At 74.1% G+C, this 25696-nt stretch carries 24 protein-coding genes; 14 read left to right on the top strand and 10 right to left on the bottom strand.

All coding sequences use genetic code 11. The features are described 5' to 3' along the window. Window positions 1-52: 52 nt before the first annotated feature. The 3 genes from BJ981_RS01045 to BJ981_RS01035 all read right to left on the bottom strand — a co-directional run bounded on the left by BJ981_RS01045 (window position 53) and on the right by BJ981_RS01035 (window position 4208). Window positions 53-1294 carry a glycosyltransferase family 87 protein gene (locus tag BJ981_RS01045; protein WP_184607872.1) on the bottom strand — a complete coding sequence of 414 codons (1242 nt, stop codon included), beginning with the start codon at window positions 1292-1294 and terminating at the stop codon, window positions 53-55. A 227-nt stretch (window positions 1295-1521) separates the two neighbouring features. Next, the gene (locus BJ981_RS01040; RefSeq protein WP_184607871.1) at window positions 1522-3012 is read right to left on the bottom strand and encodes an AAA family ATPase; all 1491 of its coding nucleotides are present in this window, start codon (window positions 3010-3012) and stop codon (window positions 1522-1524) included. Window positions 3013-3233: 221 nt separating this feature from the next. Further along, a complete protein-coding gene (locus BJ981_RS01035; protein ID WP_184607870.1) occupies window positions 3234-4208 on the bottom strand; it encodes an NAD(P)/FAD-dependent oxidoreductase in 975 nt (324 codons plus the stop codon). Between the two features lie 80 nt (window positions 4209-4288). On the opposite strand from BJ981_RS01035, the gene BJ981_RS01030 reads away from it, so the two are divergent. From BJ981_RS01030 to BJ981_RS01010, 5 genes are all read left to right on the top strand, one after another. Next, complete coding sequence (locus BJ981_RS01030; RefSeq protein ID WP_184607869.1) at window positions 4289-4894, top strand: helix-turn-helix domain-containing protein; 606 nt, start codon at window positions 4289-4291, stop codon at window positions 4892-4894. A gap of 64 nt (window positions 4895-4958) precedes the next feature. Beyond that, on the top strand, window positions 4959-6221 hold the full coding sequence (locus BJ981_RS01025; protein ID WP_184607868.1) for a sensor histidine kinase: 1263 nt from the start codon (window positions 4959-4961) through the stop codon (window positions 6219-6221). Continuing rightward, on the top strand, window positions 6209-6865 hold the full coding sequence (locus BJ981_RS01020; RefSeq protein ID WP_184607867.1) for a response regulator: 657 nt from the start codon (window positions 6209-6211) through the stop codon (window positions 6863-6865). Before BJ981_RS01025 ends, BJ981_RS01020 begins: the two co-directional genes overlap by 13 nt. Before the next feature lie 58 nt (window positions 6866-6923). Continuing rightward, entirely contained in the window at window positions 6924-7985 is a 1062-nt protein-coding gene (locus tag BJ981_RS01015) for a hypothetical protein (protein WP_204070176.1), read from the top strand. Window positions 7986-8030: 45 nt separating this feature from the next. After that, window positions 8031-8546, top strand: coding sequence for a GNAT family N-acetyltransferase (locus tag BJ981_RS01010; RefSeq protein ID WP_184607866.1), 516 nt, complete (start codon window positions 8031-8033; stop codon window positions 8544-8546). A 233-nt stretch (window positions 8547-8779) separates the two neighbouring features. Here BJ981_RS01010 and BJ981_RS01005 read toward each other — a convergent pair whose 3' ends face one another. Continuing rightward, the gene (locus tag BJ981_RS01005) at window positions 8780-9733 is read right to left on the bottom strand and encodes an LLM class F420-dependent oxidoreductase (RefSeq protein WP_184607865.1); all 954 of its coding nucleotides are present in this window, start codon (window positions 9731-9733) and stop codon (window positions 8780-8782) included. A gap of 79 nt (window positions 9734-9812) precedes the next feature. Then, window positions 9813-10214 (bottom strand): RidA family protein, encoded by a 402-nt coding sequence (locus BJ981_RS01000; RefSeq protein ID WP_184607864.1) that lies wholly within the window; start codon window positions 10212-10214, stop codon window positions 9813-9815. A gap of 115 nt (window positions 10215-10329) precedes the next feature. Between BJ981_RS01000 and BJ981_RS00995 the strand changes: the two genes are divergently transcribed. Further along, window positions 10330-11592, top strand: a complete 1263-nt coding sequence (locus BJ981_RS00995; RefSeq protein WP_184607863.1) for an alanine racemase — start codon at window positions 10330-10332, stop codon at window positions 11590-11592. A 90-nt stretch (window positions 11593-11682) separates the two neighbouring features. Then, window positions 11683-13269 carry an N-acyl-D-amino-acid deacylase family protein gene (locus BJ981_RS00990; protein WP_184615437.1) on the top strand — a complete coding sequence of 529 codons (1587 nt, stop codon included), beginning with the start codon at window positions 11683-11685 and terminating at the stop codon, window positions 13267-13269. 13 nt (window positions 13270-13282) lie between these two features. On the opposite strand, the gene BJ981_RS00985 is transcribed toward BJ981_RS00990, so the two are convergent. After that, window positions 13283-14365 (bottom strand): FUSC family protein, encoded by a 1083-nt coding sequence (locus BJ981_RS00985; RefSeq protein ID WP_239139161.1) that lies wholly within the window; start codon window positions 14363-14365, stop codon window positions 13283-13285. Between the two features lie 237 nt (window positions 14366-14602). On the opposite strand from BJ981_RS00985, the gene BJ981_RS00980 reads away from it, so the two are divergent. Next, complete coding sequence (locus tag BJ981_RS00980) at window positions 14603-15184, top strand: NADPH-dependent FMN reductase (RefSeq protein WP_184607861.1); 582 nt, start codon at window positions 14603-14605, stop codon at window positions 15182-15184. A 29-nt stretch (window positions 15185-15213) separates the two neighbouring features. After that, window positions 15214-15702, top strand: coding sequence for a MarR family winged helix-turn-helix transcriptional regulator (locus tag BJ981_RS00975; RefSeq protein ID WP_184607860.1), 489 nt, complete (start codon window positions 15214-15216; stop codon window positions 15700-15702). A 9-nt stretch (window positions 15703-15711) separates the two neighbouring features. Here the strand turns inward: BJ981_RS00975 and BJ981_RS00970 are convergent, their stop codons facing one another. From BJ981_RS00970 to BJ981_RS00960, 3 genes are all read right to left on the bottom strand, one after another. Beyond that, window positions 15712-16128 carry a hypothetical protein gene (locus BJ981_RS00970; protein WP_204070177.1) on the bottom strand — a complete coding sequence of 139 codons (417 nt, stop codon included), beginning with the start codon at window positions 16126-16128 and terminating at the stop codon, window positions 15712-15714. A gap of 178 nt (window positions 16129-16306) precedes the next feature. After that, window positions 16307-17200, bottom strand: coding sequence for a serine/threonine-protein kinase (locus tag BJ981_RS00965; RefSeq protein ID WP_184607858.1), 894 nt, complete (start codon window positions 17198-17200; stop codon window positions 16307-16309). A 39-nt stretch (window positions 17201-17239) separates the two neighbouring features. Then, complete coding sequence (locus BJ981_RS00960) at window positions 17240-19354, bottom strand: HsdM family class I SAM-dependent methyltransferase (RefSeq protein ID WP_239139162.1); 2115 nt, start codon at window positions 19352-19354, stop codon at window positions 17240-17242. A gap of 128 nt (window positions 19355-19482) precedes the next feature. On the opposite strand from BJ981_RS00960, the gene BJ981_RS00955 reads away from it, so the two are divergent. From BJ981_RS00955 to BJ981_RS00935, 5 genes are all read left to right on the top strand, one after another. Next, window positions 19483-20220: a PP2C family protein-serine/threonine phosphatase gene (locus BJ981_RS00955; protein WP_184607857.1), complete on the top strand. Its 738-nt coding sequence runs from the start codon at window positions 19483-19485 to the stop codon at window positions 20218-20220. Between the two features lie 142 nt (window positions 20221-20362). Continuing rightward, on the top strand, window positions 20363-21394 hold the full coding sequence (locus BJ981_RS00950) for a YihY/virulence factor BrkB family protein (RefSeq protein WP_184607856.1): 1032 nt from the start codon (window positions 20363-20365) through the stop codon (window positions 21392-21394). Window positions 21395-21397: 3 nt separating this feature from the next. Continuing rightward, the gene (locus BJ981_RS00945; RefSeq protein WP_184607855.1) at window positions 21398-22303 is read left to right on the top strand and encodes a phosphatase PAP2 family protein; all 906 of its coding nucleotides are present in this window, start codon (window positions 21398-21400) and stop codon (window positions 22301-22303) included. Continuing rightward, the gene (locus BJ981_RS00940) at window positions 22287-23015 is read left to right on the top strand and encodes a phosphatase PAP2 family protein (protein ID WP_184607854.1); all 729 of its coding nucleotides are present in this window, start codon (window positions 22287-22289) and stop codon (window positions 23013-23015) included. The genes BJ981_RS00945 and BJ981_RS00940 overlap by 17 nt, the downstream gene beginning before the upstream one ends. Window positions 23016-23159: 144 nt before the next feature. After that, window positions 23160-23828, top strand: a complete 669-nt coding sequence (locus BJ981_RS00935; RefSeq protein WP_184607853.1) for a response regulator — start codon at window positions 23160-23162, stop codon at window positions 23826-23828. Window positions 23829-23870: 42 nt separating this feature from the next. Here BJ981_RS00935 and BJ981_RS00930 read toward each other — a convergent pair whose 3' ends face one another. Then, a complete protein-coding gene (locus BJ981_RS00930) occupies window positions 23871-25544 on the bottom strand; it encodes a RecQ family ATP-dependent DNA helicase (protein ID WP_184607852.1) in 1674 nt (557 codons plus the stop codon). Window positions 25545-25696: the final 152 nt, after the last annotated feature.

Genomic DNA, 25696 nt, shown 5'->3' with positions numbered 1-25696 from the left:
TCAGCCGATAAGGGGATAATTCGGGGTGATTGTGGGGTCGGCCGGCTCATGGTCAGGCGGTGGCGAGGCCGGGGTCGCGGGGGCGGGCGGTCACGGCCCCCGGAACGGTCGCCCGCCACAGCCGCAGGCACGACACGGCGGTCGCGGCCACCAGCAGGCCGTTGCGCACGACCAGCACCGTCACCCCGAGCACGGTGCTCTGCTGGACGTCCTCGAACAGCGGCGGGAACTCCAGCATGGTCACCGCCGTGGCGGCGAGCACCAGGGCGGCCACCGGCCGCTGGGTGGAGGCCCGCACGGTCAGGCACACCGCGGCCAGGCCCACCAGCCACACCAGGTACTGCGGACTGATCACGCGGCTGGTGACCACGAAGATCAGGACGGCGGCGAGCGCCGCGTCGTAGGGCGTGGCCGCGGTCCACGCGCGGGCGCGGCGGCGCCACAGGACCAGCCAGCACAGGCCGAGCAGCGTGGCGGCCAGTGACACGCGGTCGGCCGCCTCGGCGTACGGGCCGATCATCTCCATCGACCCGTAGCTGTAGCTGACCATGCCCGGCCAGCCGAACCACCGGGCGACGTGGAAGGCCAGCGCCCAGACCGACTCGACCTCGACGCCGCGGTCCTGCTGGGCGGTGAGGAAGCCGAGGCCGCCGTCCAGGGCCGTCATCATCAGCAGCGTCGAGACCGCGCCGCCCACCGCCGCCCCGGCGAGCGTGCGGCGGGTCTCCCGGCCGCGCGGCGTGCCGATCAGCGCCAGCGCCGGCCACAGCTTGAGCCCGGCCGCCACCCCGAGCGCCAGCCCTCCGCGCGCCGAGGACGCCCGCAGCTGCAGGAGGCCGGACACCGCCAGCGCGGTGACCAGCAGGTCGTACCGGGCGTACACCACCGGTCCGAGCAGCGGCACCCCGGCGAGCCAGATCCAGGCCCCCACGTGCGTGCGGCCCTCCTCGCCCGCGGGCACGCGCATGAGGGACGCCATGGTCAGCGCGTCGAAGGCCACGGTGATGACCAGGAAGCCGCCGAGGTAGGAGAAGGGCAGCATGGACGGGGCCATGATGATCAGCGCGGCGGCCGGAGGGTACTGCCAGGTGACGTCGTCGACCGGGAAGCTGCCGCCGAGCATGGTCTCGTGCCAGCCGTGGTAGACGCCGGTGACGTCCCAGGTGACGGTGCGGAAGAGCGGCACGATGTCGAGCACCGTGAGCAGCAGGAACGCCCGGGTGGCCAGCCAGAGGCCGGGCACGGTCAGGGCCGTGCCGGGCCTCGCCCGTCGCGGATCAGCCTCGTCTCGCACGCGCCGGAACCTACTCACCTCGGATGGACATCACGTGCCTGGACGGCGAATCGGTCCCGCGGGGAGCCGGGGCGAGACTGGCCGCGCGTCGCGATGGTACCGGTCCCGGCGCCGCGAGGACGGCGAATGGCCCGCAGATCGCACCTAAAGGACGCGCAAGCCCTGGTCACGCCCCCGCTGTCCTCTTGAGGCCGCTCCGCCGTCGTCCGCGCGCCGGGCCGCCGCGGTCACGGTTCGTAGAAGCCGACGAAGGCGCTGGTCGAGGCTCCGGGGGAGGGGGCGGGCGGGCCGCCGTAGCCGTAGCCGTCGCCGAAGGGCCGGTCGGCGGAGACGTGCTCTCCCGAGCCGAGCAGCGACCTGGTCAGGGACTCGCGCTCGTCGAGCATGTCCTCCAGCGCGCGGCCGAGGTGCTCGTCGGTCACGACCGGGGTGGCGTCCTCGGCGCGCAGCGCGTCGAGCACGGCGCGGCGCAGCAGCTCCTTGAAGAACGACGCCGTGGCGCCCTCCGTCTTGGCCACGATGGGCCCGAGGTCGGCCCGGAGCGTCAGACCCCGCGCGTACAGGCGCATGAGCGCGGCGCGGCCGTCCTCGTCCGGTTTGGGGATCTCGACGGCCAGGTCCACCCGGCCGGGGCGGTCGGCCAGCGCGCGTTCCAGGACCTCGGCGCGGTTGGTGGTGAGCACGAAGGTGACGTCGGCGTCGGCGCCTACGCCGTCCATCGCGTCGAGCAGGGAGAACAGCAGCGGGTTGCCGGTCTCGTCCAGCCCCCGGTCCTGGGCGACCAGGTCCACGTCCTCCAGGACGAGGATGGCGGGCTGCAGCCGCCTGGCGAGCCCGGCGGCCTGGGCCACGTACCGGATAGCGGTGCCGGTGACGATGATCACCGTGCACTCGCGCATGCGTCCCAGCAGGTAGCGGACGGTGTGGGTCTTGCCGGTGCCGGGCGGGCCGTGCAGGAGCAGGCCGCGCTTGAGGTGCTGGCCGTGCTCGCGCAGGCGCACGGCGTGCTCGGCGATGCCCACGATGTGCCGCTCGATGCCCGCGAGCACGCCCTCGGGCAGGATCACCTGGTCGGCGGGCAGGTCCGGGCGGGGCAGAAAGGTGACGAGGTCGTTGCCGCGGTGCTCGCTCCACATGAAGGAGAGCACCTGGCCCCGGTAGATGTCGTGCTCGCGCGTCAGCCGCTCGATCTCGTCGCGCGTGCCCGTGGCGCTCGGCCGGTCGGGGGCGAGGACGACGACCTGGCACTGGGGGCCGTGGTGGTCCTGGGACCCGCGCAGGCCGACCACGACCGGGCCGCCGTCCGGGGTCCGGGTCAGCACGAGGCCGAGCGAGATGACCTCGGTGGTCTCGTCCGGCCCGATCGCGGCGGTCGCGTAGTCGACCGCGCCGGGCTCGTAGCGCTCCCAGCCCCGGGCGAGGCTGGCCAGCATGTTCACGAACTCCTCGTGCTCGCGGCCGTGCCCGCTGATGCCGAACCACTCGGCGCCGGGGCTGTGCGCGGCCAGGTAGGCGTCCACGCCGCGCTGGAGGTTGACGTGCTCCCAGCCGGGGAAGGTGCTGACGACGTTGACGACGTGGTTCAGCTCGCAGCCCAGGTGGCCGGTGACCCGCGCGATGAGCTCGGGTGTCTCGCGCGCCCCTTCGATCGCCTGACCGGCGTTCTTCAACAGCTCGTTGAGAGCCCGCGCCAGCCCCCTGGCGTCGTTGAGATCCATACGCTCACATTGGCAGATTTCACCCGGTATCGCTGCTCATTGTCCGTTCTATTGGCCCGGGCGGCAGAGGGGTGGCGGGTGAACAGGTGAAACGCCGTAAAGCTACGTAACACCGCAACTCATACCGAAAGGCTATATGGCCATGGAATGGGCTTATTCGCATGGAACATATCTCCCCCCGTCACCCGCCCCCTGAGTCCGGAAAGGGGCCGCGCGTCACGCTAGAGGCGTGCCGCGGAAGCCGTCCGCTCCCGGTGCGCGGCCACCGCCCGGGTCGTCTCCTCGGCCACCAGGTCGGCGTTGATGTGGGCCGCGGCCAGCGCGCCCGCCGCCGCCGAGGTGCCGACCTGGGCGGTCAGGTCGGTGGCGTTGCCCGCCACCCACACCCCCGGCGCCTCGGTACGGCCGGTCGCGTCGCAGGGGATGTGCTCACCGGCCCCGCTCGGATGCTCCTGCGGCCGCAGCCCGAGCGCCGCGAGGAAGCCGGCGCGCGCCACCATGCGCGACGAGACCGCCAGCGCCTCGCGGGCGACCACCGTGCCGTCGCTCAGCCGCACGCCGGTGAGACGGTCGCCGGTGACCTCCAGGGACGCGACCTCGCCGTCCACCACGCGGATGCCGCGCGCCGCCAGCTTCTCGGCATCCTCCCCGGCGGGCGGCCCGGTGTGGGAGAAGAACGTGACGTCGTCGCTCCACTGCCGGAACAGCAGGGCCTGGTGGACCGACATCGGGCCGCCGCCCAGCACGCCGATGGCACGGTCACGGACCTCCCACCCATGGCAGTACGGGCAGTGCAGCACGTCCCGGCCCCACCGGTCCCGCAGTCCCGGCACGTCCGGCAGCTCGTCCACCAGCCCCGTCGCCACCAGCAAGCGGCGCGCCCGGGTGACCCGGCCGTCGGCCAGCGTGACCGCGAGGCCGTCGCCGTCGCGGGTCACGGCCCGGATCTCGCCGGACACGACCTGGCCGCCGTAGCGGCGCACCTCCTCCCGCCCGCGCTCCAGCAGCTCGGCCGGCGGCATGCCCTCCCTGCCCAGCAGGCCGTGCACGCCCTCGGCGGGGGCGTTGCGCGGCGCGCCCGCGTCGATCACCACCACCGAGCGCCGCGCCCGTGCGAGCATCAGCGCCCCGTTCAGCCCGGCGGCTCCGCCGCCCGCCACCACCACGTCGTAGCCGTCTCTCCGCAGATCGGTCATCGTGACCACCTCCACGACGACTCTGCGCTCCGGGGTCGCATAGTGGCAAGCGTTGTTGCCGCTATGGCAATATGTCGCGTATGGAGGACGACCTGGGGCGCGCGCTCGGCGCGGTCGGTCCCCGGCTGCGGGCGTTGCGACGGCAGCGCGAGACCACGCTGGCCGCCCTGTCCGCCACGACGGGCATCTCGGTCAGCACCCTGTCGCGGCTGGAGTCCGGCGCGCGGAAGCCGACGCTCGAACTGCTGCTCCCGCTGGCCAAGGCGCACGGCGTCACCCTGGACGAACTGGTCGACGCCCCGCCGACCGGCGACCCGCGCGTCCACCTGCGCCCGATCACCCGGCACGGCATGACCATGCTGCCCCTGACCCGAAGGGCGGGCGGCATCCAGGCGTACAAGCTGGTGATCCCGGCCGGCCGCGGCGGCGCGGAACCCGAGCCGCAGACCCACGAGGGCTACGAATGGCTCTACGTGCTCAACGGGCGGCTGCGGCTCGTGCTCGGCGAGCAGGACCTCGTGCTCTCGCCCGGCGAGGCCGCCGAGTTCGACACCCGCCTGCCGCACTGGTTCGGCGCCGCCGACGACGCGCCGGTCGAGTTCCTCAGCCTCTTCGGCAGGCAGGGCGAGCGCGCCCACCTGCGCGCGCGCACGAGGGCGGGCCGCGAGCCGGACCACCCGCGGTGAGCCCGCACTTACCGGGTGCCGTTTCACGCCCCGCGCGCCGCCCCGCCTGAGGCAGGATCTGAGGATGCGGACCCACGCGCGGGGCGGGCGCGCCCGACGTCTGAGTGCGCGCGCCCTCTCCCATGCCACGCTGGACGCGCTCGAACATCTTCTCGGAGGAGTGGGCACCGCGACGCTGGCGCTGCTCATGCTGCTCGTGGTGGTGGCCACCGCGGTGCTCTGTCTCGCCGGGGTGGGGCTGCTCATGGCGCCCGCCGTGCTGCGGGGCCTGCGCGTCGTCGCCGACCGCGAGCGGGCGCGGCTCTCCCGCTGGGGCCCGGAGGTGATCGGCCCGCCGCCCGAGCCGCGCGGCCTGCGCGCCGCCCTGGCGAGCCGCGCCGTTCGCGGGGAACTGGGCTGGGTGGCGATCCACGCGAGCCTCGGCCTCCTGCTCGGCCTGATCGGCTTCACGTTGCCGTTCAGCGCCCTGCGCGACCTGAGCTTCCCGCTGTGGTGGCGCCTGCTGCCGCCGGGGGAGTCGGCCGGCGCCGCGATGGACATCTGGGTGGTGGACGACCAGCTCGGCGCCACCGCGGTCTGCGTGCTCGGGCTGGGCTGGCTCGTGGTCTGCGTGGTCACCATGCCCGGCCTGGCCCGGCTGCAGGCGTGGCCGGGACGCCGGCTGCTGTCCGCGGACGCCGGCGCCGACCTGGCGCTGCGGGTGGCGCACCTGACCGCGACGCGGGCGGCGGCGCTGGACGCGCACGCCGCCGAGCTGCGGCGCATCGAGCGGTCGCTGCACGACGGCACCCAGAACCGGCTGGTGGCGGTCACCGTCCTGCTCGGCGCGGCCCGGCGCGCGGTCGCGCGTGACCCGGCCGCCGCGGGGGAGATCCTCGACCGCGCCCAAGGGGCCGCGGAGCAGGCGCTGGCCGAGCTGCGCGCGGTGGTGCGCACGATCCTTCCCCCGGTGCTGGAGGACCGGAGCCTGGCCGACGCGCTCACCGGGCTGGCCGCCGCCTGCCCGGTGCCCTGCACGGTCACCGCCGACCTGCCGGGCAGGTGCGCCGTCTCGGTGGAGGCCACCGCCTACTTCGTGGTGGCCGAGGCCCTCACCAACGTCGCCAAGCACAGCGGGGCCCGGCACGTGTCCGTCGCCGTCCACGGCGACGGGGAGCGGCTGCGGCTGCGGGTCACCGACGACGGCCACGGCGGGGCCGACGAGCAGGCCGGATCCGGGCTCGGCGGGATCCGCCGCCGGGCCGAGGCGCACGACGGGACGTTCACGCTGACCAGCCCCCCGGGGGGACCGACCATCTTGAAGGTGAGCCTGCCATGCGGATCGTGATCGCCGAGGACGACCCCCTGCTGCGCGAGGGGCTGGCCCTGCTGCTGCGCGCCGAGTCGCTCGACGTCGTGGCCACCGCCTCCGACGCCGGCGGGTTCCTGGCCGCCGTGGACGCCCACGCGCCGGACGTCGCCATCGTCGACGTGCGCATGCCGCCGACCCACACCGACGAGGGCATCGTCGCCGCCGTCGAGGCCAGGCGCCGCCGTCCCGACCTGGCCGTGCTGGTGCTGTCGGCGTACGTGGAGCAGGCGTTCGCCACCGATCTGCTCGCGCACGGCAGCGCGCGGCTGGGCTACCTGCTCAAGGAGCGGGTCGGGCGGGTCGCGGAGTTCCTCACCGCGCTGCACCGCGTGGCCGGCGGGGGCACGGCCATCGACCCGGAGGTCGTCGCGCAGTTGCTGTCCCGCACCCGGCCGGACAACCGGCTGGACCGGCTCAGCCCGCGCGAGCTGGACGTGCTGGCGCTGATGGCCGAGGGGCTCGGCAACACGGCCATCGCCGAGAAGCTGTTCGTCAGCGAGGGCGCCGTGCACAAGCACATCCGCAACATCTTCGCCAAGCTCGACCTGGCCCCGACCGACCGTACCGACCGCCGGGTGGCCGCCGTCCTGCACTACCTGGAGGACGGCCGCCGGACCTGACCGGCGAATACCTCGATTCCGGAAATCCAGCCACATGCGGCGCAGTAGCATCGGCCGCGTGCGCATCAGGTGGGCGGTCCCTCTCGTGGCCACGATCACGTCGGTGGCCGTGTCGGTTCCCATGCCGGTCGGCGCGTCGGCCGCCGCACCGAGGCCCGGCAACCCGGACGGCCGCGCGCCCGTGCCCGCCGAGGCGCGCGCCGCCGACGTCTCGCGCCCTGACCGGGTGATCGGCGACGGCACGCCCGCGAGCTGCACCTCCCAGGCCGTGGTCCGGGCCGTGGCGGCGGGCGGGGTCATCGTCTTCCGCTGCGGGCCGCGCCCGGTCACGATCACGATGCGGGACACCGCCAAGGTGGTCAACGCCCGCCCCGACGTCGTGCTGGACGGCGGCGGCACCGTCACGCTCAGCGGCGGCGGCACGCGCCGCGTCCTCTACATGAACACCTGCGACAAGGCCCAGGGGTGGACCACCTCGCACTGTGACGACCAGGCGCGGCCCCGGCTCACCGTCCAGAACATCACGCTGGCCGACGGGAACGCGACCGGGCTGCGGACCGACGGAGGAGGCGGCGGCGCGCTGTTCGTCCGGGGCGGGCGCCTGAAGATCGTCAACACCCGGTTCGCCCGCAACCGCTGCGACGCCACGGGCCCGGACGTCGGCGGCGCGGCCGTCCGCGTGCTCGACCAGTACCGCGACCTGCCCGTCTTCGTGACGGGCAGCACCTTCGAGGGCGGGACCTGCTCCAACGGCGGCGCGCTGAGCAGCATCGGCGTGTCGTGGGTGATCCTCAACAGCGTCATGACCCGCAACAGAGCGGTCGGCCGCGGCGCCAACCCGGCCCGCTCCGGCACCCCCGGCGGCGGCAGCGGCGGGGCGATCTACACCGACGGCAACCGCTTCAGCGTGCGCATCGCCGGGTCGGTGATCGAGGACAACTCCGCACGGGAGGGCGGCGGTGCGGTGTTCTTCGTCAGCAACGACCGCACCGGCACGCTGGCGATCGAGGGGTCCCGGCTGCGCCGCAACCGCAGCGCCGGGTTCGAGACCAAGGGGTTCCCGGGCGTCTTCTTCCTCGGCGCGGGCCGGCCGAAGATCGTCGCCTCCACGCTACGGTGACGCCCCGGCCGGACGCCGCCGCGGCGATTTGGTAGATATGACGGAGTGATCGCTTTTCGTGGCTTCGAGGCCGGGGACGCGGCCGTCATCGCCTCCTGGGTGGACGGGCCGCACGCCCTGGCCACCTGGTCGGGCAACTCCGGCTTCACCTGGCCCTTCACGCCGGACCAACTGGTCGCGGCCCACGCCGCCGACCGTTCCCGGCACGTCATCATCGGCACCGAGGCGGACGGCACGCCGGTCGCGCACCTCATCGTGCTCCCGGACCGGCGGGGCTGGTCGGCCAGGATCGGCCTGGTCCTGGTCGCGCCGGCGGGCCGGGGCCGCGGCCACGGCGCGGCGATCATCCGCGCCGCCCTGCGGCTGGCGTTCGAGGACCTGAAGGTCCACCGCGTGGACCTCGGCGTCTACCCGCACAACTCCGGCGCGATCCGCCTGTACGAGCGGTTCGGCTTCCGCCGCGAGGGCGTGCTCCGCGAGACCACGCTGGCCGGTGACCAGTGGTGGTCGACGATCAACATGAGCCTCCTGGACGCCGAGTGGCGCGAGCCGCCGGACTAGCGGCGACGGCTCAGGCCGGGTGCGGCGTCACTCCCAGCCGAGCCGGGACCACAGCGGGCTCATCGGATCGTCCTGAGCGTCGTCGCGCTCGTCGGGATTGGTCTCCGGGTGGGTCACGGGTCTCCCTCCCCCTTCTGGGGCGCCCGTCGGCTCGCCCGATCGGGTGAGAGCCGTCTGCCCCTCCGAGGACGGATAAACCCGGGAGTCCGGCGCGGGCCCGCGGGCGTGCCCGACTAGCGCAGGCGGGGAAGCACCTCGCGGGCGTAGAAGTCGAAGAACGCCTCCTGGTTGGGGCCGATCTGGTTCACGTAGACCTCGTCGAAGCCCGCGTCCACGTACTTCCCGATGGCCTCGGCGTGCTCCTCGGGGTCCGGGCCGCACGGGCTGGCCGCGGTGGCCTGCTCCTCGGTGACGAGCTCGGCGAGCTGCTCGAAGTGCCGGGGCAGCGGCAGGAGCTGCGACGCCTCACCCGTGATCCCCTGGTTCGGCCACAACCGGTGCACGGTCTTGCGCGCCCGGCCGGCGTCCTCGTCGTAGCAGACCTTCAGGCCGCCCTGGACGGGCTTGCCGCGCCCGCCGGCCTCGTGGAACTTCTCGATCAGCTCGGCGCTCGGGCCCGTGAGGATGTAGCCGTCGCCGAGCCGGCCGGCCAGGTCCACCGCCTTCGGGCCGAAGCCGGAGACGTACACCGGCGGCGGCGTGTCGGGCCGCGTGTAGACGCGGGCGGTGTCCACGGAGTAGTGCCGGCCGCGGTGGGTGACCAGCTCCCCGCTCCACAGCTCGCGCATCAGCCCGATCGCCTCCTCCAGCATCTCCAGGCGCTCGGCCGCCGGAGGCCACCGCGAGTCGGTGATGTGCTCGTTGAGCGCCTCGCCCGTGCCGACGCCGAGCCGGAAGCGGCCCTCGGTGATCACCGCGCTGGTCGCGGCGGCCTGCGCGATGACGGCCGGGTGCACGCGGACCAGCGGGCAGGTGACGGCGGTCGTGATCGGCAGCGAGGTCGCCTCGGCGAGCGCTCCGATCACCGTCCAGACGAACGGGCTCTGCCCCTGCTCGTCCACCCACGGGTGGTAGTGGTCGGAGATCCACAATGCCTCGAACCCGGCCCGTTCGGCGAGCCTGGCCTGGCGGACGAGCTCACGCGGGCCGTGCTCCTCGCTGGAGAGGAAGTAGCCGAAGGTGGTCATCGTCGCCTCCTGGGGTGCTCGGGTATATGGCTGCCATACCCCGAGACCCCTGGGCAAACGGCCGGCGCCGCGGCGTGGGTCAGACGGACGCCAGCGCGTCGATCTCCACCAGCATCGCCTCGTGCGGCAGGCCGACGAAGACCGTCGTACGGCACGGCAGCACGCCGCTCGGGCAGTTCTCCTGCACGAACGCCGAGTAGGCCTCGTTCATCAGCGGGAAGTCCTCGCGCTTGGTGAGGTACACGCGGAACATCACGACGTCCTCGACGCTCGCGCCCCCGGCCTCCAGGATGGCCTTGACGTTCTCCAGCGTCCTGCGGGTCTGGGCGACCACGTCGCCCGGGTGGACGTACTCGCCGGTCGCCGGGTCCTGCGGGCCCTGGCCGGAGACCTGCAGGAGCGGGCCCTTGCGCACCCCCTGTGAGAACACCCACGCGGGCGCGGGCGCGCCGTCGGTGCGGATCGCGGTCTTGTCGCTCATGACGTCTCCCAAGATCGGCTTCCCACGCTTAGGCATGGCGGGTAGAAAATAGCGCAGATCACGTGGCGGGCTACGAACCGCCGCCCGCCCGCCGCCGCCCTTCGAGGAGGCCCCCGTGCCCATCGACACCGCCGCCGTCGCCGCGCTGCGCGACGAGCCGCTCGACTGGCGCTTCAAGGCGGCGCCGCCGGGGCTCTCCGGCGTCACGGCCGGGGAGTTCCTCGCCGGCCGCCCGGCGCTCACCGAGTTCGGCACGCCCCTGCTCACCCTCGAACGGCGCGCGATCGAGCACAACCTCGCCACGATGGCGGCCTGGACCTCCGAGGCAGGGGTGTCGCTGGCCCCGCACGGCAAGACCACGATGGCCCCGGCGCTGTGGGAGCGCCAGTTCGCCACGGGGGCCTGGGGCCTGACGCTGGCGAACCTGCCGCAGCTCCGCGTCGCTCGCGCCTTCGGCGTCGGCCGGCTCATGCTGGCCGCGGGACTGCTCGACCCGCTCGGCACCGTCTGGGTCGCCGACCAGCTCGACGGCGATCCGGCCTTCTCGTTCCTGTGCTGGGCCGACTCCCGGCGCACCGTCGAGATCATGGACGCCGCGCTGCGCGAGGCGGGCGCCGCGCGGCCCGTGGACGTCTGCGTGGAGCTCGGCGCGCCCGGCGGCCGTACCGGGGTCAGGGACGAGGAGGAGGCGAGGGCCGTCGCCGCGGCGGTCCGCGCCGCGCCCACGCTGCGGCTCGCCGGCCTCGCCGGGTACGAGGGCGCGATCGGCCACGACGCGTCCCCGTCCAGCACGGGCGCGGTCGAGGCGTTCCTCAAGCGCATGGCGGCCCTGCACGGCGAGCTGCCCTACGAGGTGGACGAGCCGGTGCTCACCGCGGGCGGCAGCGCCTACTTCGACCAGGTGGTGGACGTCCTCGGCGGGCTGCACGGCCGTGTGGTGCTGCGCTCGGGGGCCTACGTCGTCCACGACGACGGCTTCTACCGCCGCATCTCGCCGTTCTCGCGCGGCGCGGGACCCGGGCCGCTGCGGTCGGCCATGCACGGCTGGGCCCGGGTGATCTCACGCCCGGAACTCGGGCTGGCGCTGCTCGACGCGGGCAAGCGCGACCTGCCGTTCGACGAGGACCTGCCGGTCCCGCAGGCGGCGCGCGGCCTGCCCGGCACGGCGGCCCTGCGCGGCGCCAGGGTCACCTCGCTCAAGGACCAGCACACCTTCCTGGAGCTCGACCCGGCCTCCGAGCTGGACTGCGGCGACGTCGTCCGCCTCGGCCTGTCCCACCCCTGCACCGCCCTGGACAAGTGGACCCTGATCCCCGTGGTCGACGACGTGGACGCGGCCGAGCCCATGGTCGTGGATCTCGTGAGAACCTTCTTCTGAAACCGGGGCGCCCTCCCCGAAGGGATGTGAGCCGTGAGCGACGCAGCCGGACGGCGGCCGGGCACCACCGGCCTGGTCGTGCGCGGAGCCATGGTCGCCGACGGCACCGGCGCCCCCGCCCACGCCGCGGACGTCACGGTCACCGGCGGCCGGATCACCGCCGTCGACCCGCCGGGCGGGGCCGTCGCCGGCGGGCGCCGCGTCCTGCCCGCCGACGGGCTGGTCCTCGCGCCCGGCTTCGTCGACATGCACGCCCACTCCGACCTCGCCCTGCTCACCGAGCCCGCCCACCTCGCCAAGGTCGCGCAGGGCGTCACCTGCGAGGTCCTCGGCCAGGACGGCCTGTCCTACGCGCCCGTGGACGACGGCACGCTCGCCCAGCTGCGCCGCCAGATCGCCGGGTGGAACGGCGACCCGGACGGCTTCGACTGGAACTGGCGGACCGTCGGCGAATACCTCGACCGGCTCGACCAGGGCATCGCCGTCAACGCCTGCTACCTGGTGCCCCAGGGGACGGTGCGCGCGCTCGTCATGGGCTGGGACGCCCGCCCTGCCACCGAGGACGAGCTGCGGTGCCAGAAGGAGCTGGTCGCCACCGCGATGGAGGAGGGCGCGGCCGGCCTGTCGAGCGGGCTCACCTACACGCCCGGCATGTACGCCGACACCCGCGAGCTGACCGAGCTGTGCGCGGTCGTCGCCCGGTACGGCGGCTACTACTCGCCGCACCACCGTTCCTATGGCGCCGGGGCCCTCGACGCGTACGCCGAGATGGTGGAGGTGTCGCGCGAGTCCGGCTGCCCGCTGCACCTCGCCCACGCGACCATGAACTTCGGCGTCAACGCCGGGCGCGCCCAGGACCTGCTGGACCTGCTGGACGCGGCCATCGCCCGGGGCTGCGACATCACCCTCGACACCTACCCCTACCTGCCCGGCTCCACGACGCTGGCCGCGCTGCTGCCGAGCTGGGCCTCCGAGGGCGGCCCCGCCGCCACGCTGGCCCGGCTGCGCGACCCGGGCGCCGCCGCCCGCGTGCGCCACGACCTGGAGGAGACCGGCTCGGACGGCTGCCACGGCGTGCCGGTGGACTGGGCCACCATCCAGATCGCCGGCACCCGGTCGCCCGCCCTCGCCGTCCGCGCCGGGCGCACGATCGCCGACCTCGCCGCGGAGTCCGGCCGCGCGCCGTTCGAGGTGTTCCGCGACCAGCTCCTCGACGACGAGCTCGGCACCACGATCCTGCAACTGGTCGGCAACGAGGAGAACGTGCGGGCCATCATGCGGCACCCGGCGCACACCGCGGGCAGCGACGGCCTGCTCACCGGCGCCCGCCCGCACCCGCGCGCCTGGGGCACGTTCGCCCGCTACCTCGGCCACTACGCCCGCGACGAGGGCGTCCTGACCCTGGAGGAATGCGTCGCCCACCTCAGCGGGCGCGCCGCCCGGCGGCTGAAGCTGGACGGGCGCGGCTTCGTGCGCGCCGGCTACCACGCCGACCTGGTCCTCTTCGACCCCGCGACCGTCGCCGACACCGCCACCTTCGAGGACCCCCGCCGCACGCCCGACGGCATCCCGCACGTCTTCGTCGGCGGCGTGTCCGTCATCTCCGACGGCCGCCCCACGGGCGCCCTCCCCGGCCGCGCCCTCCGCCGCACCCCCGACGGCACCCGCGCCCGCTGACCGCCCGGCGGGGTCAGTCGGGGCGGTGGGCGTCCCGCGCGCGCTCCTCGGCGGTCCCGCGCGCCGCGGGCAGGGACGCCATCGCCGTGTCGCGGTCCAGGCCGGTCGCGACGAGCAGGTCCACGGTGATGGACCGGAGCTGGGCCGTGACGACGCCGGTGGAGAAGCCGCCGGACGCGGGGGCGGTGTCCTCGTGCGCGGCCACGGCCAGCGCCGCGCGCCGCGCGCCCTCGGGCGGCGCCCCGGCGGCCAGCTCCTCGCCCAGCAGCCGTGCCGCGCCGGCCAGGCCGTGCAGATGGGCGGTCAGCTCGCCGGGCATCGGCTCGCCGTCCCGCAGCGCCGCGAGCGTGCGGCGCAGGAGCACGCGGGTGTTGCGCAGGGCGTGGTCGATGTGGACGCCGGCCTCCTGGTAGCGGGCCAGCCTGCCGCGCGTGTGCCAGCGCAGGGGGCTCAGCACGGCCGTCTCACGCCCGGTCTGGAGCGCGTCGCGCAGCCGTTCGACGGCGGCCTGCGATCCGCGCGCCTTGTCCAGCGCGTCGGCGGCGAGCGCGACGTCCCGCCCGGCGATCGCCTCGGCAGCGCCCTCCAGGGCGTCGGCCAGCTCGTCCAGGACCACGCGCCCGTGCCGGTGCACCAGCGCGACCGGGTCGGCGGGGAGCAGCGCCACGGCCGCCATCGCCACGAACCCGCCCACGAACGCGTCCACCATGCGGTCTGCGCCGCCGCTGCCCGACGGAGGGAGCAGCGTGGCGACCAGCACGGCCGACGACCCGGCCTGCAGGGCGATCACCGGCCCCTCGTCCAGCAGCACGGCCACCGCCATCGCGAACGCGACGACCAGCGCGATCTGCCACGCCCCCGAGCCGATCCGCGCGATGATCAGGTCACCGACGCCGATGCCGAGCCCGACGCCGACGACCATCTCCAGCATGCGGCGCACCCGCCGGCCGAGCGCGACCCCGATGCAGATCACGACCGCGATCGGCGCGAAGAACGGCCGTGGATGTCCGAGAAGCTCCTTGGCCACGACCCATGCCACGGCGGCCGCGGCCGCGCACTGGAAGATCGACGGCGCCCTCGATGCGAGCCTCCGCACTCGGCGCCGCACGTTCCCCTCCGAACTCCCCGCCATTCCTCAGCGCAGGCATCTTACTGGGGCTGGTCACCATTCGCCCGTTGTGTGCGCCCGGATGCGCCGGGTGACCGATGACCGTGCGATGACCGTCCCGTGGCCGGGCGCACATTTCCCGGATAACGGATCGGACGCGTTCCCCCGGCCATGTTCGACCGGAGTTCTCGCGGGCAGCGGCCCTGTGAGTGATCGACTCGATCGGTGACGCGCAATGACGCGCGGGACGCTGGGGGGACCATGAAGATCGTCGGCATCGCGGGCAGCCTGCTTTCCCGGGCGTACGTCCGCGGGCTGCTGGAGGCCGCGGGCGCGGAACTGCCCGGGCCCGCGGACCTGTGGATCTGGGAGGGGCTGGAACGGGTGCCGCCCGTCGCGGAGGGGGAGATCCCGCCGCCGGTGCGCGACCTGTGCCAGGCCCTCACGGCGGCGGACGGCGCGATCATCGCCGCCCCCGCCCACAGCGTGCTGCCGCGGCAGCTCGAGGACGCCCTGGAGTGGACGTCGTCCGCGCACGGCGCCTGGCCGCTGCTCGGCAAGCCGGTCGTGGTGGTGACGTGCGGCGCGCGCCCCTACGAGTCGATGTGGACCCAGACCGTCCTGCACCGGGCGCTCGGCGCCGCCGGCGCCTCGGTCCACTCCGCCGAGCTCGTGGTGCCCGCCGGGGCGCCCGTGTTCGACGCCGGCGGCCGGATCGTCCACCCGGCCTCCCGCGAGTCCCTCCGCGCGGCGCTGGGCCGGCTGCGCGTCTCCCCGCTCACGGTCTCCTCACCACAACTCAATTGAACGCTCAACCAAATCGCTAGACTTGGCCCGTGGGCGAGACACGGTGGCTGGACGAGGACGAGCAGCGGGCGTGGCGCACCTTCCTGTGGGCGTCGCGCCTGCTGCACGAGTCACTGGACCGCCAGCTCCAGCACGACGCCGGCATGCCCCACACCTACTACATGATCCTCGCCATGCTCTCCGAGGCCCCCGGCCGCTCGATGACGATGACCGACCTCGCCCGCCTGGTCCGCTCCTCGCCGAGCAGACTCTCCCACGCGGTCACCAAGCTGGAGGCCCAGGGCTGGGTCACCCGCCGCAAACGCCCCGGCGACGCCCGTACCAACGTCGCCACCCTGACCCCCGAGGGCTTCGCCGCACTGGCGGACGCGGCCCCCGGCCACGTCGAGGAGGTCCGCCGGGTCCTCTTCGACCACCTCGCCCCCGACCAGGTGCGACAACTCCAGAACATCTTCGAGAACGTGCTGACCACCCTCACCTCCCCGGACGCCGATCAGACGCCGCGACCCTGGCCGTGACCCACGTGGTCAGGTCAGGCTGCGGCGCGCGACGGTGAGGAACTCCGCCTTGAACGGTTCCAGGGGCTCGGCCAGGCTCCCTTGTCCGCGTTCCTGCCAGACCGCCTGGTTGAGGGCGCGGGCGTAGGCGGTCGCCGGTGCGTGAAGGCCGGGGGCGCACAGCAGCTCGACGCCCTTCTCGGCTATGCGCAGGCCGTCCATCGCCGGCCTGGCCGTCGCGTACCACTCATCGCCGACCTCCCATCGCGGCGGCCGCGCGTGCGCCACCCCCTCGGCTTCCAACGCGCACCGGATGAACTCCAGCAGCGTCCTGATCTGCTCGGCACGTCGCTCCTCCGCCAGCGTCGCGGCCCGCCTCCGCTCCTCAGCCCGCTCGCCCGCCCGCTGCGTCGCGCGCTGGGTCAGATAGGTCAACGCACCACCCACGACCACACCGCCCATAGAAACCACCGGAGTCCACAGATCTACCGCCATGGCCGACTACTACCAGCACCTCCCCACCGGCCGCTGCCGATCTCGCGGCGTACTCGCTGCCACAGATGCCCAGACACTCCGTGACCCACTTCCGGCACAGGCCCTAGGACTGCCATGCCCAGGCGGCGGGTCAGGGGAGGACGCGGCCGAGGATGCGGGCGTACATGCGGCCGGGGCTGGAGATGGAGGGTGGGGTGAGGAAGCCGGGGAGCATGGGGAGGTCGGCGGCGAACGGGGTGAGGCGGTCGTACAGGGTGACGGCGTCGGGGGGGCGGGCGTCGGGGTCCTTTTCCAGGAGGGCGGCGATCAGGCGGTTCAGGGGGGCGGGGACGCCGGGGACGGCGGGTGGGCGTTCGTTGACCTGTTTCTCGAAGACGGCGTATTCGGTGGGGCCGACGAAGAGCTGGCGGCCGGTGAGCATCTCGTGCAGCACGCAGCCGAGGGCGTAAAGGTCGCTGCGCGGGCTCGCCAGGCCGCGCTGGATCTGCTCGGGCGCCATGTAGGCGGGGGTGCCGAGGATCTGGCCGATGCGGGTGAACTGGGTGACGTCCGCCTCGCGCACCATCGCGAGGCCGAAGTCGAGCACCTTGACGCTGCCGTCGGGGCACAGCATCAGGTTGGTCGGCTTGAGGTCGCGGTGGCAGATCGACAGGGAGTGGGCGGCGGAGAGCACGGCGCAGGCCTGGGCGGCGATGGCGGCGGCCCAGGGGACGGGCAGCGGGCCGTGCTCGCTGACCAGGTCGGCGACGGTGACGCCGTCGATGAACTGCAGGATCTGGAAGAGACGCTGGTCGAAGGTGCCGAAGTCGTACAGGACGGGCGCGCCGGGGTGTTCGAGCCGGGCGAGGATGCGGGCCTCGCGCATGAAGCGCTGTTCCAGCTCGGCGTCGTGCCCGCCGGGGAACCGCAGGAACTTCACCGCGACACGACGGTCGAGGTGCTTGTCGTGCCCGGCGTAGACCGCGCCCATGCCGCCCTGGCCGAGGGGCAGGTCGTCAAGGACATAGCGGTCGCCGATGACCATTCGCCCCTCCTAATGATCTATCGGGGGAAAAATACACCCTCAGCCGCTGGGCCGCAGATGTCCGCCGACCAGTCCGTCAAAGCCTAACCGGATGAGCGCCTCGCCCAGCGCGGCCGTCTCGCGCAGCCGGTCCTCCAGCTCGACGAGCCGGCGGAACGCCGCGCCGTACACCCGCTGCTCGGGCAGGGAGAGCCTCGGGATGCGCACCCGGCGCGCGTCGACGCGGCTCGCCCCCGGATGGGAGCGGGAGGTCGCCCACACGCCCGCGTACCGCAGGCAGCCGGCCAGGAAGTCGGCGTCGAGGCGGCCCGGGTCCACCCGGTAGAGGTACAGCTGGGGGCCGAGCACCGCGCCCCCCTCGGTGATCGTGCGGGCCGCGCCGTCGCCGGTGACGCCGGCGGCGACCACGTCCCCGGCCTGGATCGTGACCGCGCCGGGCCCGGGGGAGCCTCGCCCGGTCGGGACGCCGCCCGCGGTCAGGTCGGCGGCGGTCAGCACGGGCGTCCGGCCTGTGCCCGCGGGCATCCGGGGCGGTCCCTGGTGGACGGTGAGCAGCCCGGCCTTCACCAGCTCGCCGATGGTCGTGCTCGGCAGGTCCAGCGGGCGGGGAAGGGCGTCGAGCGCGGGCGGCGCGTCCGGCAGCGCGGCGGCCAGGGCGCGGAAACGGCCGGCGGTCGTGACGAACACGGCGGCCGGGTCCTCCTCGTCGGCGGGCAGCGGCAGGTGGCGCGCCGGGGCGAGGTCCACCTCGTCGTCCAGCAGGTCGATGATGCGGACGGCCCGGCAGCGGCCGGGGGGCGGCTTGTCGGGGTCGGCCGTGAAGGCGCGCCAGGCGGTCTCCACGGCGGCGGGGCCGTCCGCCTCCCCGGGCGGGGACGGCGGCGCCGGGAGCCCCGGCACGGACGCCTCCCGCGCGGCGGGAGCGGCGTCCATCAGCAGGACCTGCGACGGGGGTGCGTCGCCGAGCCGGGGGCGGCGCAGCAGCCACAGGTCGGGCCCGCCCGCCTGCAGCGTGACCACGGCCCGCAGCGCGCCCGCGCGCAGCAGGTTGCCACGGATCCGCTTGCCGGGGCGGCGGCTCGCGGCGGCCGGGGGCATGAGGATCGCCACCAGCCCGCCGGGGCGCACGTGGGCCAGGCAGTGCTGCACCCAGGCCAGCTCGGGCTCGCCGCGCGGCGGCAGCCCGTACTCCCAGCGGGGGTCGGCGGTGAGGTCCTCGTAGCCCCAGGCGCGCTCGTTGAACGGCGGGTCGCAGACGACGGCGTCGGCGCGCAGGTGGGGGAAGCCGTCCAGCCGGAGCGAGTCTCCGGCGACGATCTCGGCGTGGGTGTCGCGCAGCAGCAGGCGCACGGCCGTGAGCAGGGCCGCCGTGTCGCCGATCTCCTGCCCGAGCACGCGCGCGCCGGCGAGGGGCAGCAGCAGCGCGCCGATGCCGCAGGCCGGGTCGAGGACACTGGCCGCGGCCGGTTCGCCGTCCTCGGCGGCGTCGCGGGGAGGCGGACCCTTCTCGGGGGCGCCGCCGGGAATCGGACGGTCCTCGGGGGCGTCGCGGGGGGGCGGGCCGTCGTCCAGGTCCTCCAGGTCGTGCCGGACGAGGGCGGTGAGCAGGCCGGCGATCTCGGGGCGGGTCACCGCGAGCTGCCGCGAGTGGGCCTCGGCGTACCGCTCGCAGAGCAGCTCGAACGCGGGCGCGGGGCCCTCTCCGGCGGCGAGGTCGGCGAGCAGGTGGTACAGGGGGGCGTCGATGAGGTCCCATGCGGGGGGCACGGGGAGGTCGGCGGTGGCGGTGGCGGCGGCCTCGGGCAGCAGCGCGACGGGGTCGGGGGCGGCGGAGAGCCGCTTCCAGCCGCCGGGGTCGCGGTGGAGGTAGAGCAGGAAGGCGCCCGCGGAGCCGACCCGGTCGCCGAGGCGCAGGTCGTCGCCGGAGGCACGCACCCGCTGCCACACCCGGTCTCCGAGCGACATCTCGTACGATTTGCCGTTACGGCGGAGCCAGTCCTCGACCTCGGGAAGGGAGAACAGCGGGCTCGCCGCCGTGCCGCCCACGGGCTGCGGGAAGTCGTCGTGGCGGCGTCGCCAGTTGCTCACGGCGGCGCGGCCGACGTCGGCGAGCCGGGCGATGTCGCCCGCGTTCACCATGGCGTCGTGTCCCATCTATCGCACATCTCCCTGCTCACCCAAGGGGTCACCGCGGCTCCCCACGGCCAGATTAGTCCACCATGCCGTCGCGATCCACAAATTAGATGCTTGTGAAGTGATTCAACCAATGATTTACTGAGGCCATGTCGAACAACGCGACGCTCACGCTGCGTTACGCGGCTCGCACCGACGTCGGCCTCCGCCGCCAGCGCAACGAGGACTCGGTGTACGCCGGGCCCCGGCTGCTCGCCGTCGCCGACGGCATGGGCGGGCACAGCCACGGCGAGGTGGCGAGCGCGACCGTCATCGCCGCCCTGTCCGTCCTCGACGGCGACCCGCCCGGCTCCGACGTGCTCGGCGCCCTGGGCGCCACCATCGCGGAGGCGGACCGCAGGCTCAGGGACATGGCGGACCGCGACCCCAAACTCACCGGCATGGGCACCACCCTCACGGCCATGCTCTGGGACGGCAGGCGGTTCGCGCTCGCCCACATCGGCGACTCCCGTGGCTACATGCTGCGCGACGGTTACCTTTACCAGATCACCCGCGATCACACCCTCGTCCAGTCCCTCGTGGACGACGGGCAGATGACCGCCGAGCAGGCGGCGGCGCATCCGCGCAGGTCGCTGCTCATGCGCGCGCTCGGCGGCAGCGGCTCGGTCGAGCCCGACCTGTCGATGCGCGACGCCTACGCGGGCGACCGGTACCTCATCTGCTCGGACGGCCTGAGCGGCGTCGTCGGCGCGGGGGTCCTGCACGAGACGCTGAGCGCGGGCGACGACCTCGGCGTGACGGCCCAGCGGCTGATCGACCTCGCCAAGGAGGGCGGCGGGCCGGACAACATCAGTTGCGTGGTCGCCGAGGTCATGGCCGGCGCCTAGGGCGCAGCGGCTTACGTCCGCAAAAACCGTTCAAATCCCAACTTTCCGGGTAGCACGCACTGCCATGTCCGGAGTGATCGCTACCGCGCCGAACGGCGCGCCCGCCGAGCCGCGCGTCCCGCGCGGGGCGGAGGGCTGACCGGTGGGAACCGCCAACACGGTGCCCGAGACCCGGTCGATGACCGGCGAGGAGCTCGACGCCGACGACGCGTGGGCCACGCTGCGCCGCTACGGCGGATGGCACCTCGTCCGCGACTCGATCGTGCGCTTCCGCTACGGGGACGGCTTCAGCCACTCGCGGGCGCTGGCCTTCCAGATCTGCCTGTCGGTGATCCCCGGCGTCATCGCCGTCGTGGGGCTCAGCTCCGTCCTCCATCAGGAGAGCCTCGGCCGCGCCCTCGAACTGGCCATCCACCGGTTCGCGCCCGTGTCCGGGGCGCAGGTGGTCAGGGACGCCCTGGAGGTCGGCCGCCGCCACGCCGGCGACGGAGGCGCCATCGCCCTGTGGCTCGGCCTGCTGACCGCGCTGTCCGGGCTGACCACGGCCATGGCCCAGGTCGAGCGGGGCGCCAACCGCATCTACGGCGTCGAACGCGACAGCCCCTTCCGCCGCAAGTACCTGAAGGCGCTGGTCATGGCGGTCACCGCCGGGTCGTTCATGACGGTGGGCTTCATCATCCTGGTCGGCGGCACGGGTCTCGGCCGCGCGTTCGCCGAGGTGTACCACTGGAGCGACACGGCCCTCACCGCGTGGACGCTGCTGCGCTGGCCGGCCGGATTCCTGCTGGCCGTGCTGTCGGCCTCCGTCCTGTTCCGCGCCGCGCCCCGCCGCAGGCAGCCCGGGCACACCTGGCTCGCGGGCGGCGCCATCGTCGCGCTGGGGCTGTGGACGGTCTTCAGCTGGGGCCTGTCCCTGTACGTGGAGAGGTCCGGCTCGTTCGGCCAGACCTACGGCCCGCTGACCGCCGTGATGGCGCTCATGCTGTGGTCCCTGCTCAGCTCGGTGGCGTTGTTCCTCGGCCTGTCCTTCGCCGCGCAGCTGGAGGCGTGCCGCGGCGGCGTGGGACGGCCGGCCACTCCGGACCCGGGGCCGGCGGGCGGCCCGGCCCACGGCGGGCCGCGTCCGCGCGGCGTGGAGATGTCCGAGGTCAGGCAGGCCGCGGAGGTAGGGTGAGCGATGAGTACGTACGGTGATCATCTCGGTTCGCGGCGTGACGGCCTGACGCGCGGGGCGGACCGGCGGAACAAAGGGATCAAGGGCATCGACGGCAACAAGGCCGGGCCTGACACGGTGGAGAGGCCGGGCGGAACGGGCGGCTGGTTCGGCAGGCGGTTCGACCGCGAGAGACGGCTCGGGCTCCGGCTCACGCTGGCCTCCGGCGCGGTGTTCCTGGCCCTGGTGCCGTTCACGCTGCTGCTCGTCCTGGTCCAGACCTCCTTCGGCCCGCTGAACGACCTGGACGAGAGCGTCGCCCGCGACCTGCACGCCTTCGCGGTCGGCCGGCCCGGCTGGGTGACGGCCCTGCAGATCTGGACGCACGTCTTCGCCCCCGAGGTCTGGCGCGTGGTCGTCGGCCTGGCCGCGATCTACCTGGTGTGGCGGCGCGCGCCGCGGCTCGCCGCGTGGGCGGTCACCACGATCACCGTCGGCGGGCTGCTCGGGCTGGCGCTGAAGGTGATCGTCGCGCGCGCCCGTCCGCACCTGCCCGACCCCGTGGCGATCGCGCCGGGCGCGTCGTTCCCGTCCGGCCACGCCCTCAACGCCACCCTGGGCGCGGGGGTGATGGTCCTGCTGATCCTGCCCATGCTGCGCGGCAGGCAGCGGACGATCGCCTGGGCCGTCGCCGGGGTGATCGTCGCCGGCGTCGCCTACACGCGGGTCGCCCTCGGCGTGCACTGGGTCAGCGACGTGACGGCGGGCATCGTGCTCGGCGTGGCGGTGATCGCCGCCACGACCGCGGCCTTCGAGACATGGCGTCGTGAGATCGGCCGCCGCCCCGCCGCGCCGCACCGCGAGGGCGTGGAACCGGAGGCCAAGGAAGAGATATCCCCGAAGGGAAGAGAGCATGGTCACGGAGGCTAGTCAGGTCAGGACGGCGGACGGCTCCCGGTGGTCCTCCACCGCGGCATGGGCCGCGCGCCTTCTCTTACTCCCGGTCGTGCTGATCGCGCTCGTCACCGACGGCGTCGGGTGGCTGATCACCAGGCCGCTGCACAGCGAGGTGGCGGGCGAGCTCGCGGTCAACCAGGGCCTGGAGCAGGACCGCACATCGCTGTTCAACACCCTCACGCACTACGGGTCCATGCTGTCGGACACGCCGGTGATCGTGGTGCTCACCGCGATCGCCGCGATCGCCTTCCGGCTGGTCTTCCACCGCTGGCGTGAATCGATCTTCATCATCCTCGCCGTGTGGTCGCAGTCGCTGGTGTTCCTGCAGGCCACCGTGTTCATCCAGCGGCCGCGCCCCCAGGTCCACCACCTGGACCCCGCGCCGCCGACCTCCAGCTTCCCCTCCGGCCACACCAGCGCCGCCGTCGGCTTCTACTGCGGCATGGCGCTGGTCCTGGCCCTGCACGCCCACCGTCACGCCCTGCTCAAGGCGCTGTGGTGGGGCCTCGGGCTCGCGGGCCCGCTCATCGTCGCCGTCTCGCGCCTGTACCGGGGCATGCACCACCTCACGGACGTGACGTGGGGCCTGGTGCTCGGGTTCGCCTGCCTGGCCGTCGTCGGCTACGCGATCCTCGGCACGCCGCTGTTCCCCGGCGGGCGAGGACGCGCGGTGGACACCCGGTAGGCCGGGGGCTCCGCGCGGCGCACGCCGCCCGCTCGGGCACGATTGGCTGAGGGGGAACGCCGCACCCTCCACCCAGAGGAGACTTCGGGGGAGCGGCTTGACTATGATCCTCACTCTGCCGAATTACTTCAGAGCGGGCGGCGTATGACCAAGATTCTCGTCGTTGACGACGAACCCCAGCTACTGCGGGCCCTGCGTATCAACCTCCTCGCGCGGCACTACGAGGTCGAGGTGGCCAGGGACGGCGGCACCGCGCTGCGCCAGGCCGCCGGGTGGCACCCCGACCTGGTCGTGCTGGACCTGGGCCTTCCCGACATCGACGGCGTGGACGTGATCCACGGGCTGCGGGGCTGGACCAAGGTGCCGATCATCGTGCTGTCCGGCAGGTCCGGCAGCGCCGACAAGGTGGACGCGCTGGACGCGGGCGCCGATGACTACGTGACCAAACCGTTCGGGATCGACGAGCTCCTCGCCAGGATCCGCGCCGTCACCCGGCGCGCGGCCACACAGGAGGAGGAACTGGCCGAGATCCCCGTCGGCGACCACGTCGTCGACCTGGTCGCCAAGACGGTCTCGGGCGGCGTACGGCTCACGCCCACCGAGTGGCACCTGCTGACGATCCTGCTGCGCAACCCGGGCAAGCTGATCAGCCAGCGCCGCCTGCTCACCGAGGTCTGGGGGAGCAACTACGTGAAGGAGACGCACTACCTGCGGCAGTACATGGTGCAGCTCCGGCGCAAGCTGGAGGCCGACCCCGCCCACCCGTGCCACCTGCTCACCGAGCCGGGAATGGGCTACCGCTTCCAGCCGTAGACGGGGCCGTGCCGGTCATCGGGGGACCGGCCTCCGCCGGGCTCAGGACGCCAGGACCAGCAGGTCGTCGCGCCGCACCGCCGGCAGCGAGAGGGTCTTGTACCCGACCTCCTCGAACAGCACCGTGATCCGGTCGGGATCGCGGCTCATCACCACACCCGCGCCCCACTCCTTGTGGACCACCTTGGCGTGCATCGGGAACGGCCCCTCCTCCGCCCGCCCGGCCGCCGGCGTGGACGCCGCGCCCGCCTGGCAGGTGTCGCAGTTGCCGCACGCCCGCTCGTACGGCTCGCCGAAGTACTCCAGCAGCGCCCGCCTGCGGCACCCCGTCGTCTCGGCGTAGCCGCGCATCATCTCGATCCTGGACTCGTCGACCCGCCGCCGCGTGTCGTCCAGCTCCACCGCCTCGGCCGCCGCGCGCTCCGGCGGCGGCCCGCCCGGCAGGGGCCGCAGGTCGCCGCGGTCGGTGAGCGTGACGGCCCCCACCCGCTCCAGCAGGTTGACCACGCCGGTCAGGCGCGAGGGCCCGATGTCCAGCAGCTCGCGCAGCTCCCGGGCGGGGACGGCGCCGCCGTGCTCGCCCACCAGCGTCGCCACGCGCAGCAGCAGCTCCTCGTCGGCCCGCCCTCCGGCGAAGAACCGGCGCACGCCGAGGTCCTCGGGCCGGTAGAACAGGACGGCTTCCGCGGGCTTCCCGTCCCGGCCCGCCCGGCCGATCTCCTGGTAGTAGGAGTCCGGCGAGTCCGGCGGATCGGAGTGCAGCACGTACCGGACGTCGGGCTTGTCGATGCCCATCCCGAACGCCGAGGTGGCGACGACGACGTCCACAGCGCCGTCGCGGAACATCCCGTGCACCCGGTGCCGGTCGGCGGGCTTCATCCCCGCGTGGTAGGCCTCGGCGCGCCGCCCGGCCTCGCGCAGCGCGCCCGCGTACTCCTCGGCCGCGCGCCGCGTCGCGACGTACACCAGGCCGAGGCCGGTGCGGGCGGCGGCGTCCTCGACGAGCGCGCGGCGCTTGTCCTCCTTGGTGACGAACCTGCGCACCTCCAGGTGGATGTTCGGCCGGTCGAAGCCGCGGACGATCACCTTCGCGCCGGACAGCCCGAGCGCATCGAGGATGTCGTCGCGCACCAGCGGCGCGGCCGTCGCGGTCAGCGCGACCACCGGCGGGTGCCCGAGCCGTTCGATCGCCTGGCCGAGCCGCAGGTAGTCGGGACGGAAGTCGTGCCCCCACGCCGACACGCAGTGCGCCTCGTCGATGGCGATCAGCGAGGGGCGCGCGGCGCGCAGCCGGTCGATCACCTCCGGCTTGGCGAGCTGCTCGGGGGACAGGAAGACGAACTCGGCGTCTCCGGCGCGCACCCGGTCCAGCGAGGCGCCGCTCCCGCGGTCGGGCTGGGCCGAGTTCACCGCGACCGCGCCGCCCGCGTCGGCCGCGGCGAGGCCGGCGACCTGGTCGCGCTGCAGGGCGATCAGGGGCGACACCACCACCGTCGGGCCGTCGATGAGCAGCGCGGGCACCTGGTACACCGCCGACTTCCCGCCGCCCGTCGGCATCACCACCAGCACGTCGTGCCCGTCCAGCAGGTACTCCATGGCCTCCCGCTGCCCGGGCCGCAGCTCGCGCCAGCCGAACGTCCGGCGGGCGACCGTGCTCAGCCGCCGCCCCGCGCGCACCTTGCCGACCCACTCGCCGGCCGTCTTCCGAAGACCCATGACACCCCGCTCCGCGCCTCATGTGCCGCCGTCCTGTCCGGGCGTCGGCGAGCGGCCGTGGCCTGCCGCCCCGTCCCCGTGCCCGTGGACCGGCCCCTTACGCCTGCCCGGCCGCGCACCTGCGCCGCGCCCGGCCGACCGGGCGTTTCAGG

It is taken from the genome of Sphaerisporangium krabiense (assembly GCF_014200435.1).
In the GTDB taxonomy this organism is placed as follows: domain Bacteria; phylum Actinomycetota; class Actinomycetes; order Streptosporangiales; family Streptosporangiaceae; genus Sphaerisporangium; species Sphaerisporangium krabiense.
The sequence above is the reverse complement of the archived record's forward strand: the minus strand, read 5'-3'. Positions and strand labels throughout refer to the sequence as shown.

Bases quoted from the DNA above. Each gene is read 5' to 3' on its own strand.
- BJ981_RS00955 (WP_184607857.1), top strand. From the start codon at position 19,483: ATGTCGAACAACGCGACGCTCACGCTGCGTTACGCGGCTCGCACCGAC.
- BJ981_RS00945 (WP_184607855.1), top strand. From the start codon at position 21,398: ATGAGTACGTACGGTGATCATCTCGGTTCGCGGCGTGACGGCCTGACG.
- BJ981_RS01035 (WP_184607870.1), bottom strand. From the start codon at position 4,208: ATGACCGATCTGCGGAGAGACGGCTACGACGTGGTGGTGGCGGGCGGC.
- BJ981_RS00930 (WP_184607852.1), bottom strand. From the start codon at position 25,544: ATGGGTCTTCGGAAGACGGCCGGCGAGTGGGTCGGCAAGGTGCGCGCG.
- BJ981_RS01020 (WP_184607867.1), top strand. From the start codon at position 6,209: ATGCGGATCGTGATCGCCGAGGACGACCCCCTGCTGCGCGAGGGGCTG.
- BJ981_RS01005 (WP_184607865.1), bottom strand. From the start codon at position 9,733: ATGACCACCTTCGGCTACTTCCTCTCCAGCGAGGAGCACGGCCCGCGT.
- BJ981_RS01030 (WP_184607869.1), top strand. From the start codon at position 4,289: ATGGAGGACGACCTGGGGCGCGCGCTCGGCGCGGTCGGTCCCCGGCTG.
- BJ981_RS00965 (WP_184607858.1), bottom strand. From the start codon at position 17,200: ATGGTCATCGGCGACCGCTATGTCCTTGACGACCTGCCCCTCGGCCAG.
- BJ981_RS00960 (WP_239139162.1), bottom strand. From the start codon at position 19,354: ATGGGACACGACGCCATGGTGAACGCGGGCGACATCGCCCGGCTCGCC.
- BJ981_RS01000 (WP_184607864.1), bottom strand. From the start codon at position 10,214: ATGAGCGACAAGACCGCGATCCGCACCGACGGCGCGCCCGCGCCCGCG.
- BJ981_RS01040 (WP_184607871.1), bottom strand. From the start codon at position 3,012: ATGGATCTCAACGACGCCAGGGGGCTGGCGCGGGCTCTCAACGAGCTG.
- BJ981_RS00940 (WP_184607854.1), top strand. From the start codon at position 22,287: ATGGTCACGGAGGCTAGTCAGGTCAGGACGGCGGACGGCTCCCGGTGG.
- BJ981_RS00935 (WP_184607853.1), top strand. From the start codon at position 23,160: ATGACCAAGATTCTCGTCGTTGACGACGAACCCCAGCTACTGCGGGCC.
- BJ981_RS00990 (WP_184615437.1), top strand. From the start codon at position 11,683: ATGGTCGCCGACGGCACCGGCGCCCCCGCCCACGCCGCGGACGTCACG.
- BJ981_RS01025 (WP_184607868.1), top strand. From the start codon at position 4,959: ATGCGGACCCACGCGCGGGGCGGGCGCGCCCGACGTCTGAGTGCGCGC.